The organism is Pseudobacillus badius, from assembly GCF_002189605.1.
Taxonomy (GTDB): domain Bacteria; phylum Bacillota; class Bacilli; order Bacillales; family Domibacillaceae; genus Pseudobacillus; species Pseudobacillus badius.
The window spans coordinates 456,071-469,322 of the sequence record NZ_MWMM01000001.1; the positions used below are offsets into that span (position 1 = coordinate 456,071).

At 45.1% G+C, this 13,252-nt stretch carries 12 protein-coding genes and 1 riboswitch; all 12 genes read left to right on the forward strand.

Going from position 1 to position 13,252, the window contains the following annotated elements:
- Positions 1–7 precede the first annotated feature (7 nt).
- The 12 genes from B1A98_RS02225 to B1A98_RS02280 all read left to right on the forward strand — a co-directional run bounded on the left by B1A98_RS02225 (position 8) and on the right by B1A98_RS02280 (position 13,018).
- Complete coding sequence (locus B1A98_RS02225; RefSeq protein ID WP_063383551.1) at positions 8–1,090, forward strand: BMP family lipoprotein; 1,083 nt, start codon at positions 8–10, stop codon at positions 1,088–1,090.
- 279 nt (positions 1,091–1,369) lie between these two features.
- Positions 1,370–2,902 (forward strand): ABC transporter ATP-binding protein, encoded by a 1,533-nt coding sequence (locus B1A98_RS02230; protein ID WP_063383552.1) that lies wholly within the window; start codon positions 1,370–1,372, stop codon positions 2,900–2,902.
- Positions 2,895–3,938 (forward strand): ABC transporter permease, encoded by a 1,044-nt coding sequence (locus B1A98_RS02235; protein WP_063383553.1) that lies wholly within the window; start codon positions 2,895–2,897, stop codon positions 3,936–3,938. Before B1A98_RS02230 ends, B1A98_RS02235 begins: the two co-directional genes overlap by 8 nt.
- Positions 3,939–4,898, forward strand: a complete 960-nt coding sequence (locus tag B1A98_RS02240) for an ABC transporter permease (protein WP_063383554.1) — start codon at positions 3,939–3,941, stop codon at positions 4,896–4,898.
- A gap of 545 nt (positions 4,899–5,443) precedes the next feature.
- The gene (yfmF, locus tag B1A98_RS02245; protein ID WP_063383555.1) at positions 5,444–6,724 is read left to right on the forward strand and encodes an EF-P 5-aminopentanol modification-associated protein YfmF; all 1,281 of its coding nucleotides are present in this window, start codon (positions 5,444–5,446) and stop codon (positions 6,722–6,724) included.
- Positions 6,724–8,016, forward strand: a complete 1,293-nt coding sequence (yfmH, locus tag B1A98_RS02250; protein ID WP_063383556.1) for an EF-P 5-aminopentanol modification-associated protein YfmH — start codon at positions 6,724–6,726, stop codon at positions 8,014–8,016. The genes yfmF and yfmH overlap by 1 nt, the downstream gene beginning before the upstream one ends.
- A 92-nt stretch (positions 8,017–8,108) precedes the next feature.
- Positions 8,109–8,831 carry an elongation factor P 5-aminopentanone reductase gene (gene ymfI, locus B1A98_RS02255; protein WP_063383557.1) on the forward strand — a complete coding sequence of 241 codons (723 nt, stop codon included), beginning with the start codon at positions 8,109–8,111 and terminating at the stop codon, positions 8,829–8,831.
- Between the two features lie 68 nt (positions 8,832–8,899).
- Entirely contained in the window at positions 8,900–9,157 is a 258-nt protein-coding gene (locus B1A98_RS02260; RefSeq protein WP_041100105.1) for a DUF3243 domain-containing protein, read from the forward strand.
- Positions 9,158–9,271: 114 nt separating this feature from the next.
- A complete protein-coding gene (locus B1A98_RS02265) occupies positions 9,272–10,063 on the forward strand; it encodes a DUF3388 domain-containing protein (protein ID WP_041100106.1) in 792 nt (263 codons plus the stop codon).
- Positions 10,064–10,081: 18 nt separating this feature from the next.
- A complete protein-coding gene (locus tag B1A98_RS02270) occupies positions 10,082–10,942 on the forward strand; it encodes a helix-turn-helix domain-containing protein (protein ID WP_063383558.1) in 861 nt (286 codons plus the stop codon).
- 63 nt (positions 10,943–11,005) lie between these two features.
- The gene (gene pgsA / locus B1A98_RS02275; protein ID WP_041100110.1) at positions 11,006–11,584 is read left to right on the forward strand and encodes a CDP-diacylglycerol--glycerol-3-phosphate 3-phosphatidyltransferase; all 579 of its coding nucleotides are present in this window, start codon (positions 11,006–11,008) and stop codon (positions 11,582–11,584) included.
- Positions 11,585–11,773: 189 nt separating this feature from the next.
- Positions 11,774–13,018, forward strand: a complete 1,245-nt coding sequence (locus B1A98_RS02280; protein ID WP_063383559.1) for a competence/damage-inducible protein A — start codon at positions 11,774–11,776, stop codon at positions 13,016–13,018.
- A gap of 87 nt (positions 13,019–13,105) precedes the next feature.
- A riboswitch (SAM riboswitch) is annotated at positions 13,106–13,216 on the forward strand.
- Positions 13,217–13,252 lie beyond the last annotated feature (36 nt).

Here is a 13,252-nt window from a genome sequence, read left to right on the forward strand (position 1 = left end):
TATTCCGATGACAAAACGCAAGTTTGGCTTTGCCATGTCCCTTGTGCTTGCAGCCGGTACTATTCTTGGCGCCTGCGGCGGCGGTGACGAAGAAAAAAGCGAAAAGGACAGCAGCAAGAAAGATGATCAGTTTACAGTAGCCATGGTTACTGACGTAGGCGGCGTGGATGATAAATCCTTTAACCAGTCTGCTTGGGAAGGCTTACAGGAATTTGGAAAAGATAACGGATTGGAAAAAGGCACGAATGGTTTTGATTACATTCAATCAAAATCGGATGCTGACTACAAAACAAACTTAAACACAGCTGTCCGCAATAAATTTGACTTGATTTACGGAATCGGCTATAAGCTGAAACCAGCGATTGAAGAAGTATCTAAACAGCGCAAAGACAGCCACTTTGCTATCGTTGACGATGTAATTGAAGGCCAAGACAATGTCGCAAGCATTACATTTAAAGAGCATGAAGGTTCTTTCCTCGTTGGTGTAGCTGCCGGATTATCTACAAAATCCAACAAAATCGGCTTTATCGGCGGAACTGACAGCGATTTAATCAATAAATTTGCTGCCGGCTTTGAGGCGGGCGTGAAAGCGGTTAATCCTAAGGCAGATGTGAAAATTGAATTTGCCGGTGCATTTGACAAGGCAGACAAAGGCCAGCAAATGGCTTCTGCTATGTACGGATCAGGAATTGACGTCATTTATCATGCAGCCGGTGCGACAGGCAACGGTGTATTTACAGAGGCGAAAAACTTAAAGCAAAAAAACCCGGAAAAAGACATTTGGGTAATCGGTGTTGACCGCGACCAAGCGGAAGAAGGAAAAGTAACAGTTAAGGGCAAAGAGCAAAATGTGACGCTTACTTCTATGGTGAAACGCGTAGACATCGCTGTGAAAGACTTGGCTACAAAAGCAAAAGAAGGAAAATTCCCAGGCGGAGAGTTGCTTGAGTACGGCTTGGAGGATGATGCAGTAAGCATTGCTCCAACACAAGATAACTTAAGTGATGAAGTGAAAAAAGCTGTGGCGGAATGGTCTGAAAAAATCAAAAAAGGCGAAGTAAAAGTTCCTGTAAAACCTGAAGGAAAATAATAATAGCCTTAGCATAGTTAAACAACAATCCCGGGGCAGACCAGAAAGATAAAGGTTTGCCCTGGCTTAAAAATGGTAACAAGGACGCAGGTCTTGCTGCGTGCTTGTTAGGATTTTTAAGCTGGCACTTGCGCTTTTCTATTGGGATAGCGGAAGATGTTATGTTTGGCAAAAATCCTAGTGATAGAAGGTCAGACATCCTACTTGCAATCATTCGTTGCTTTTATTCCTAAGATAGCCTGTACGGCAAGAAAAGACCTTATATGAGGAGTGAGTCAGGTGGAATATGTTATTGAAATGCTCGGCATTCGCAAAGAATTCAATGGATTTGTTGCCAATGATGACATAACGCTTCAATTGCGCAAGGGAGAAATTCATGCGTTGCTCGGGGAAAATGGCGCAGGGAAGTCCACGTTAATGAACGTGCTATTTGGGCTGTATCAGCCGGAAAAGGGCGAAATTAAAGTTCATGGCAAGAAAGTGGATATCTCTAATCCAAATGTGGCAAACGAACTGGGAATTGGCATGGTGCATCAGCATTTTATGCTTGTTGATACATTCACAGTTACCGAAAATATCATTCTTGGAAAAGAGCCGAAAGCGGGCGGCAAGATTGATATTAAGAAAGCAGAACAAAAGGTTCGGGAGATCTCTGAACAGTACGGCCTGGCTGTAGACCCGACAGCGAAAGTGGCTGATATTTCTGTCGGCATGCAGCAGCGTGTCGAAATCTTAAAAACGCTGTATAGAGGCGCTGAAATATTGATCTTCGACGAGCCGACAGCCGTATTAACTCCACAGGAAATTAAAGAGCTGATTCAAATTATGAAAACGCTTATTAAAGAAGGCAAGTCCATTATTTTAATTACTCACAAGCTGAAGGAAATCATGGAGGTTTGTGATCGTGTAACCGTGATCCGCAAGGGAAAAGGAATCGGAACAGTCAATGTATCGGAAACCGACCCCAACCATTTAGCGAGCTTGATGGTTGGCCGGGAAGTTACGTTCAAAACAGAAAAAACAGAAGCCCAGCCGAAAGAAAATGTACTTGAAATTAATAGTTTATTCGTTAAGGATGCGCGGGGGATTCAGGCGGTGCGCGGGCTGAATTTAACAGTGCATGCTGGAGAAATCGTCGGTATCTGCGGCGTGGATGGAAATGGGCAAAGTGAACTGATTGAAGCCATTACCGGGCTTCAAAAAGCGGAGAGCGGTTCTATCCTCCTCAGCGGCAAGGATATTACGAACCTCAAGCCAAGAAAAGTGACAGAACAAGGGGTCGCACATATCCCTCAAGACCGGCATAAGCATGGGCTCGTTCTGGACTTTCCGATCGGCGAGAATATGGTCTTGCAAACATATTACCAGCAGCCATACTCAAAAGCAGGTGTTTTAAACTATAAAGAAATTTATAAAAAGGCGGCGCGCCTAATCAAAGAATATGATGTGCGGACACCGTCGGAATACACACCGGCCCGCGCTTTATCCGGCGGAAATCAGCAAAAAGCGATCATTGGCCGGGAAGTGGACCGCGATCCGGAGCTTTTAATCGCTGCCCAGCCTACCCGCGGATTAGATGTCGGTGCGATTGAATTCATTCATAAACGGCTTATTGAGCAGCGCGATAAAGGAAAAGCAGTATTGCTAATTTCTTTTGAATTAGATGAAATCCTGAACATTAGCGACAGGATTGCTGTTATCTATGAGGGAGAAATTGTCGCTATTGTTGATCCAAAAGAAACAACGGAGCAGGAACTTGGATTACTAATGGCCGGCTCCAAACGAAAGGAAGCAGGTGAGATGAATGTCTAAACGGTTTTCTAACTTAGCTGTTCCGGTTGTCTCCGTGCTGCTGGGGTTAATTGCCGGTGCCATCATCATGTTAATTAGCGGCTACGATCCGATTAGCGGCTATGCCGCGCTTTGGAACGGAGCCTTTGGAGATTCATTCTATGTTGGCGAAACGCTCCGGCAAATGACTCCTTATATCTTTGCCGGGCTGGCTGTTGCCTTCGCGTTTCGGACAGGCTTATTTAATATCGGCGTAGAAGGGCAGCTGCTGGTCGGCTGGCTGGCAGCAGTCTGGGTAGGGGTTGCCTTTGATTTGCCAAAAATAGTTCATTTGCCGTTGTCTCTCCTGGCTGCAGCGGCAGCCGGTGCACTATGGGGATTGATTCCGGGGATTTTAAAAGCCCGCCTGCATGTTCATGAAGTGATTGTTACTATTATGATGAACTATGTTGCTCTACATCTGACGAACCATTTGATTCGCAATGTCATTAGCGACCAGTCGGATTCGACAGAGGCAGTAAAGGAAACAGCCAGCTTAAAATCATCGTTTTTCGAGTCGCTGACTGACTTTTCTTCTCTTCATAACGGGATTTATCTTGGATTAATTGCCGCGGTTATTATGTGGTTTATGCTTGAGAAAACAACGCTCGGATATGAGCTGCGCTCGGTTGGCTACAGCCAGCATGCTTCTCAATATGCCGGCATGAATGTAAGCCGCAATATTGTCCTGTCAATGGTCATTTCCGGAGCTTTCGCCGGACTTGGAGGCGCAATGGAAGGCCTCGGCACATTCGGCAACGCGTTTTTGCATTCCGGATTTTCCGGTGTCGGCTTTGACGGGATCGCAGTAGCGCTTCTTGGCGGAAATGCTGCCATTGGGGTGGTCCTAGCCTCCTTATTATTCGGCGCCTTAAAAGTAGGGGCTCTGAATATGCCGATCGAATCCGGTGTTCCGAACGAATTGGTAGAAATCGTTATCGCCTTGATTATTTTCTTTGTCGCTTCCAGCTATATGATAAAATGGCTTCTCAGCCGATTCAAAAAGGAGGAGAAATAAGTGGATGCATTAACCGTTTTATCCATCATTATTTCATCGTCTCTTTTCGCAGCGGCCCCGCTTATTTTCACCGCGCTGGGCGGTGTGTTCTCCGAGCGTTCCGGTGTAGTAAACATCGGTCTTGAAGGGCTGATGATTATTGGGGCGTTTACTGCTATCGTTTTTAACTTAACGTTTGCTTCAACTTTCGGTGCCGCAACTCCATGGGTGGCCCTTCTTGCGGCTATGGCTGTAGGCGGTTTGTTATCGCTTCTTCATGCGCTCGCTTCCATCACTTTTCGGGCCGATCAGGTTGTCAGCGGCGTAGCCATTAACTTTTTGGCTCTCGGCGTATCACTGTTTTTAGTGAAAATGCTTTACGATAAAGGCCAAACCGATATTATTAAAGTGAACTTTAAAAAAGTCGATATCCCGGTATTAAGCGATATTCCGGTGATCGGCAAGTTGATTTTTTCCAATATTTCTTATCCAGCCATTGTAGCAATCGCTCTTGCTTTTGTTGCTTGGTATGTATTATATAAAACGCCATTTGGCTTGCGCTTGCGGGCAGTAGGCGAACATCCGATGGCTGCTGACACGATGGGCGTCAACGTGGCAAAGATGCGCTACACTGCCGTCTTCATTTCCGGCCTTCTTGGCGGTCTTGGAGGGGGAGTATACGCTCAATCGATCTCACTTGATTTTAGCCATGCGACCATCACGGGACAAGGGTTTATGGCGCTTGCAGCTATGATCTTTGGAAAGTGGCATCCGCTTGGCGCGATGGGCGCGGCAATCTTCTTCGGCTTTGCCCAAAGCTTAAGTATCGTTGGATCCAGCATTCCGTTCTTAGAAAACATTCCAGCTGTATATTTGCTGGTGGCTCCTTATGTGCTGACTATTTTGGCTCTCGCCGGATTTATTGGCCGCGCGGATGCGCCGAAAGCAGCAGGCACTCCATACATCAAAGGCAGCCGGTAACAAGAAAAGCGGAGCCGACTGCTTGGCTCCGACAAGCAAATGTTCTTACACCAAAGAAGCTGCTTTTCGGCTTCATTGGTGCAAGGTTATTTGATCTTGAGGAGCAAGGAGGCACAGCTGGACAAAAGAAAAGCGGAGCCGACTGCCTGGCTCCGACAAGCAAATAATTCGATAAAAAGGGTTGGAATGATCTCATTCCAACCCTTTTTTGATTTTGTTGGAGGCTAAGCCTTCTTAAGTCTGTGATTTTAGGTCAGCTCCGCCCCCAGACAGGCCTAACGGAGCATCATCACCAAGTACCTCCAGCGGAATCCCCCTGCAAGTACAATAACAAAGACTGCAGGCAAGCTTAACGTTCATCCAGCTTGCTTTAATTTAAACCGTCCAGGTTTTTTTAGGAAGAAGACGTCTAAATGAACCGTTTCAATTCTCAATTGCTTCCTGCTCATGTATAGTGAAAGTAAGTTTTTCATAAATATGGGCATGAATTATGGCCTAAACGGATAAAAATATAGACATAGCTGCCGGAAAAGGAGGGTTTTTTAGTGACATTAGTCAATGAAAATATTATAAAAAAACAAGGATACAATTTGCACATCGTCAAGACGGATAAGTATAAAACCAATACGATTGTATGGAGAATGAAGGCGCCGCTTGAAGAGGAAACAGTAACGAAAAGAGCCTTGCTGCCTTATGTTCTGCAAAGCAACTCAGCAAAGTATCCGACTTCCACACATTTGCGCTCGTATCTCGATGATTTATACGGCGCCAGCTTTTATGTCGATGTAGCGAAAAAAGGAGATTTTCATATCATGAGCTTTTCACTGGAAGTCCCCAATGAGAAGTTCTTGAAAGCGAAGGAACCGCTGCTTGAAAAAGCTCTAGAGTTTATGCATGAAATTTTGCAAAAGCCGAAAGCAAACAACGGAGCGCTGGACAAGGATACGGTGCAAGACGAAAAACGCAATTTAAAACAGCGGATTCAATCCCTTTATGATGATAAAATGCGTTTTGCCAGCGCCCGTCTTCTTGAAGAGATGTATAAAGGAGATCCGTATGCCCTTCAGGCCAATGGCTCACTGGAAGCGGTCGATGAACTGAATGAGACCGAGCTGTATCAGTATTATGAACGGGTGTTTGCGGAAGATGAAATGGATGTATATGTTGTCGGAGATGTGGAAGCTGATCAAGTGGAAAAAATAGCTGACCGCTTATTTCAATTCAACAGCAGAACCCCTCGTTCTCCCCAAACAGCCAAACAGAGCGCCTCACCTGCTGAACCGAAGGAAATTGTGGAGAAGCAAGAAATTAATCAAGGAAAGCTTCATATCGGCTACCGTACGCACGTGACGTTTGGAGATGAGGACTATTTTGCCCTGCAGCTGTTTAATGGCATTTTCGGCGGATTTTCCCATTCGAAGCTGTTTACAAACGTGCGTGAAAAAGAGAGCCTGGCTTATTATGCAGCAAGCCGTCTCGAAAGCCATAAAGGTTTCTTAATGGTGCTTTCCGGTATCGACAGCAAAAATTACAGCAAAGCGGTAAAAATTATTGCTGAACAGCTGCAAGCGATGAAAAATGGAGAGGTTTCTGAGAAAGAGCTGCTGCAAACGAAAGCAGTCATCCGCAATCAAGTGTTAGAAACATTGGATACAGCGAGAGGGGCAATTGAAATGCTCTATCACAATGTCGTTGCCCAAACAGCCGTTACGGTGGATCAGTGGCTTGAGGCGGTAGAGCGGATGACGATAGAAGAAGTGACGGCAGTTGCTGACAAAGTCGAAATAGATACGGTGTACTTCTTGTCGGGAATGGAGGGAGAATAATGGAACAAATCCTATTTGATCAGCTGCAGGAAAAGTTGTATTTTGAGAAAATGGCCAACGGGCTTGACGTGTACGTGCTTCCGAAAAAAGGGTTTAACAAAACGTACGCCACCTTTACGACGAAATACGGTTCGATTGATAATCAATTTATTCCTCAGGGCGGGAAGGACTACGTTCGTGTGCCGGATGGAATCGCCCACTTTTTAGAGCATAAAATGTTCGAGAAGGCAGATGGAGATGTCTTTCAATATTTCAGCCATCAGGGCGCTTCTGCCAATGCCTTTACTTCTTTTACAAGAACGGCCTATTTATTCTCGAGTACGGACAAGGTGTTTGACAACTTAGAAACACTGATTAACTTTGTCCAGGACCCTTACTTTACCGAGAAAACGGTAGAGAAGGAAAAGGGGATTATCGGTCAGGAAATTCGCATGTATGATGATAACCCTGATTGGCAGGCTTATTTTGGCCTTATTCAAAACATGTACCACAACCATCCGGTCAAAATTGATATTGCCGGAACCGTTGAATCCATTGCCGAGATTACAAAAGATCATCTGTACGAGTGCTACCGCACGTTTTATCACCCGAGCAACATGCTCCTATTTATCGTCGGGCCGGTTGATCCTGACGAAACGATCAAGCTCGTTCGGGAAAACCAGGCGAAAAAGGACTACCAAAAGCAGGAAGAAGTGCACCGCCTGATTGAAGAGGAGCCGGAAGAAGTCAAGGAACAAAAACGGGTGTTGGAAATGAATGTTCAATTATCCAAATGCCAAGTGGGGATTAAAGCAATTGACACGGAATTGCAAGGAGAAGAGCTGCAAAAACGGGAACTGACGATGAACATTTTGCTTGATATTCTCTTTGGAAAGAGCTCTCCGCTTTATTATCAGCTCTACCGGGAAGGATTAATTGATGAAACCTTCTATTACGATTATACGCAGGAAAAAGGCTTTGGATTTGCCATGGTCGGCGGAGATACAACGAAGCCTGAGGAGCTTGGGGACCGCATCCGCACTATTCTGCTTGAAGCAAAAACAGGAAAGTACTTAACAGAAGAGGCGGTAGAACGGTCGATTAAAAAGAAAATTGGTTCGTTTCTTCGGGCCGTTAATTCACCGGAATACATTGCTAATCAATTTATCCGCTATGCATTTAATGAAATGGATTTATTTGAAGTGGTGCCGCTTTTAGAAGCGATTACGCTTGAGGATGTAAAGCGCACGGCTGAACGGATGGTGTCAGAAAATCGCTTGACTGCTTTTTATATTTTGCCAAAACAAGGCTGAATGCCTGGTGAAGCAGCTGGACTTTATCTTTCCGTATAAAGGAGAGAGAAGCTCAGCTGCTTCTTACGTAAACAGAATGGGGGAAGAAAAGCGTGAAAAGATATGCGCTCGTTACAGGAGCGAGTGGGGGAATTGGGGAAGAAATCTCAAAAAAGCTGGCAAAAGAGGGCTGGAGTTTATATTTGCAATATTACCAAGGGAGAGAAAAAATAGAACGGCTGCAACAAGAGCTAGAAGAAACGGGGGCCGAGGTGATCGCCATTCAGGCGGATTTAACTTCTTCGGCCGGCGCTGATTTCCTTTCAAGCCAGTTATTTTCACTGGAAGCAGCTGTCTTCGCGGGGGGAACAGCGCATTACAGCTTATTCCAGGAAATAGAAGAAGAAGAAATGGATAAATTGTGGCAGCTCCATGTAAAAAGTCCAATGATGATTATTCAAAAGGCGATCCCAAAATTGCGCAAAGCCGTTTCGCCGTCTGTTGTTCTCGTCTCCTCGATATGGGGGCAAACAGGTGCTGCTTGCGAGGTCGCCTATTCCACCGTAAAAGGGGCTCAGATCGCCTTTGTAAAGGCTTTGGCGAAAGAGTTGGCTCCTTCTAATATCCGGGTAAATGCGATTGCTCCCGGAGCGGTCAATACGCCGATGATGGCTCAATTTTCACCGGACGAAAAAGCGGAAATTGCCGCTGATATTCCGATGGGGCGTCTCGGTGCTGCTTGTGAGATCGCTGAAGCTGTTTATTTTGTTTCATCACCTGCCGCTTCTTACATAACCGGCCAAGTACTCGCAGTAAATGGCGGCTGGTACACATGATTTATATGCATAAATTTTTGTCCCGGGAACAAACTAATGTTGCAACTCAATAAAGGAGGGACAATCACATGTCAGTACTTGAAAACTGGAATGAGTGGAAGAACTTTTTAGGAGACAAATTAAACCAAGCGACAAGTGCAGGAATGAACAACGACGCAGTGAACAACATTGCTTACCAAGTTGGCGATTATTTGGCCAGCAAAGTAGATCCTAAAAATGAACAGGAAAGAGTATTATCTGATTTATGGTCTGTTGCTTCTGAAGAGGAGCAAAAAGCCATTGCCAGCATGATGGTAAAATTAGTTCAAAATAATGGAAGTCGCTAAGAGAGGGAGCTTTTCCCTCTCTTTTTTCTTTCAATAAGGCAATAAATCATATATGATAGTACCTAGACATTATCATTAACCGGCTTTTCCATAAAGCTGCTAGGAGCGTTGTCAATGTCCAAAAAAGAATGGTATTTAGAATATAAAATTGTCAAAAACCGTCCGGGATTATTAGGAGATGTGGCTTCGCTGCTCGGTATGCTTTCCATTAACATCGTAACGATTAATGGAGTTGACGAAGCGAGCCGCGGTCTTTTAATGCTCGCACAGAGTGAGGATCAAATTAGAAGGCTTGAATCCATTTTAAAGACAATGGATACGATTCAAATTATTAAATTAAGGGAACCTAAACTAAGGGACAGAATGGCCGTCAGACACGGCCGTTATATCCAGCGGGATGCTGATGATAAAAAAACCTTTCGTTTCGTGCGGGATGAACTTGGACTTCTCGTTGATTTTATGGCAGAATTGTATAAAATGGAAGGGCACAAATTAATTGGCATTCGCGGAATGCCGAGAGTTGGGAAAACAGAATCGATTGTGGCAGCGAGCGTTTGTGCAAATAAGCGATGGCTGTTCGTCTCCTCCACAATGATTAAGCAAACGGTTCGTGACCAATTAATTCGGGATGAGTATAATCCGAATCACCTTTTTATTATGGATGGTGTTGTGTCAACAAAGCGGGCCAACGAAAGACATTGGCAGCTTGTTCGCGAAATCATGAGACTGCCTGCCGTTAAAGTGGTGGAGCATCCGGATATCTTTGTGCAAAACAGCGAATATAGTTTAGAGGACTTTGATTATATTATTGAGCTTCGCAATCATCCTGATGAAGAAATTACATACGAACCGGTAGAAAAAAACAACTTATTCCAGGATATGGACTTTGGTGGTTTTAACTTTTAATTATGGAAGGTGTTACGGGTGACAGAATTAGGAAACCGCTTGAAAGAAGCACGGGAAGCGAAAGGCCTGTCCTTAGCAGATGTGCAGGAAATGACAAAAATTCAAAAAAGATATTTACAGGGCATTGAAGAAGGAAACTACGATATGATGCCTGGCAAATTCTATGTACGGGCATTTATTAAGCAATATGCCGAAGCGGTCGGATTGGACGCTGAGCAATTGTTTGAAGAGTACAAAAGTGAAATTCCTTCTTCTTATGAAGACGAAATTCCACAGCGAGCAACGAAGGTCGAAAATGTTCGGACTACAGTGCCGGCAGAACCTTCAAAGTTCCTTGAGTATTTGCCGAAGATGTTAGTGACTGCTTTTGTGATTGGTGCGCTTGTTCTCGTCTGGTTCCTCATTCCAAAAAGCGATTCCAATGATAAGGCAGTAAAAGAAGAAACAGTCGTGGAACAGCCGAAGGAGCAAACGGATAATCAGAAAGAAACAAAGGAGCCAAAAAAAGAAACTAAAAAAGAAGAAAAACCAAAGGAACCAGCTAAACCGAAACAAACGATCACTGCAGCTGGAACAAGCGGCAAACAAGCAACCTATGTTCTTCAAAATGCCGAGAAATTTGAACTAACTGTTCTATCTAAAGGGGAAACGTGGATAACAGTCAAGGATGGAAGCGGCAAGAGCTACTATAACAATATGCTGGCTAAGGGCCAATCACAGACATTTGATTTAACGGGCCAAACAGAAGCGAAAGTCGTCGTTGGCTTTGCTCCTGATGCGGAAGTTAAAGTAAATGGCGAAACATTGTCCTATCAGCTCCCTGCTGCTGAACAGGTAAGGCAGGATATCATCGTTCAGGTGAAACCGGCTGAGCAATAATCCGGCAGATAATTTGGACAGCTTGCCATGTTGTCCAGCGATAGAATAGTTGGAGGGTCCATCGTGAATTTACCGAATAAGATTACAGTTTCAAGAATTTTAATGATCCCGCTGTTTCTGGTGATCATGCTCGCAGACTTTAACTGGGGGAGCTTAACCATTTTAGGAACTACAATGCCTGCGGCCCACTTTTGGGGAGCCATGCTGTTTATTGTAGCCTCCACAACAGATTGGATTGACGGGTATTATGCAAGAAAGCTGAACCTGGTCACTAACCTGGGGAAATTTTTAGATCCGCTGGCTGATAAACTGCTTGTCTCAGCAGCCCTGATCGTCCTTGTTGATTTTGGTTTAGCCGCTTCCTGGATTGTCATTATTATTATTAGCCGCGAATTTGCGGTGACCGGCCTGCGGCTGATTTTGGCAGGAGAGGGAGAAGTAGTGGCAGCTAACATGCTTGGAAAAATCAAGACATGGACGCAAATTATTGCGATTGCTGCTTTATTGCTTCATAATGCCCCATTTGAAGCGTTAGGCATCCCGTTTGCCGATTGGGCCCTTTGGGTTGCAGCATTCTTTACTATTTGGTCAGGATGGGATTATTTCTATCTGAACCGCGGAGTATTTAAACATTCAAAATAAGCAAAAAGGCTGTTCCAAGGTGTAAGGCTGCTGCTTTCTCTCTGTCTATGCAAAGCTTAGAGAAGAAAGCAAGATGTCGGCACTTAAGGAACAGCTTTGTTTTTAAAAGCGAGCTGAATTCGTGAGAGCGGCCGTTTCTAATACCCGGCCGTATTGGTTGCCGCCTGAAGAAAAGAGGAGATGAAGAGAATGAATGCAGAAATTATTGCTGTCGGTTCCGAGCTGCTGCTTGGGCAAATTACAAATACGAATGCCCAGTTCTTGTCCCAGCATCTGGCTGAAATCGGCATTAATGTTTATTATCATACAGTTGTTGGAGACAACAGCAGCCGGTTGCTTGATGCCGTCAAGCAGGCAGAAGAAAGAGCAGACCTTCTGATATTTACGGGAGGGCTTGGCCCCACGAAGGATGATCTAACGAAAGAAGCGATCGCTGCCCATATCGGCCGGCCGCTCGTCTACAATGATGAGGCTTTAAAGAGCATTGAAAATTACTTTAAGAGAACGAAGCGACCAATGACTCCCAATAATAAAAAGCAAGCTCTCGTGATGGAAGGAAGCCTTGTTTTGGCGAATGACCATGGGATGGCGCCCGGGATGATGATTAAAGGGGAGAAGCGCTTCTACATGCTGCTGCCGGGACCGCCTCGGGAAATGCAGCCGATGTTTATTGAGTACGGAAAGCCGGCTCTTCTCAATGTGCTTGAGAAAGTGGAAAAAATTGAATCACGGGTACTGAGATTCTTTGGCATCGGAGAGTCCGCTTTGGAAACAGAAGTGGAAGATTTGCTGCTTGCCCAGCAAAATCCGACGATTGCTCCGCTTGCAGGGGATGGCGAGGTAACACTCCGAATTACTGCCAAGCATGAGTCAGAATCAGCCGCCTTGCAGATGATACAGGAGGCGGAAGAAGAAATCCTGAGACGGGTAGGCGAGTATTTCTATGGCTACAATGATACAACGATTGCCCGCGAGCTGGCGGAGCGCTTAAAAGAAACGTCTCATACGGTAGCTGCCGCCGAAAGCTTAACCGGCGGGTTGTTTCAAAGTGAAATAACAGCTATTCCGGGAGCGAGCAGCTTTTTTAAGGGCGGAATCGTTTGTTATTCCAACGAAGCAAAAGAAGCGCTCGTGCAAGTGAAAAAGGAAACGCTCACTCGCCATGGAGCCATCAGCGCGGAATGTGCCATTGAGCTGGCAGAGAATGCCCGCCAATTGTTGAAGGCCGATTTCGGCATCAGCTTTACAGGTGTGGCAGGTCCAGGAGAAGCAGAAGGACAGCCGCCGGGCACTGTATGGATCGGACTTTCTTCTAAGTATGATCAAACAAAAGCATTCAAGCTGGAACTGGCGGGAAGCCGGGAAGGAATCAGAAAGCGCTCAGTTAAATATGGCTGCCACTATTTGCTGGCGGCACTTGCTCGCAACAAATAAAAACATTCCGAATATTATTGACTATTCTGATCAACCTCCTATATAATAAACAGCAAGAGTTATCACTTACTTAATTAAATACAAACACTCTTATTGAGAGCGGCGGAGGGACTAGGCCCTATGAAGCCCGGCAACCTTCAGGCAATTTGCCTGAAACGGTGCTAAATCCTGCAGGTGTGATAGCCTGAGAGATAAGAGGAGGACCCTGTTAATAAAGCCCTCTTCTTAAAAGAA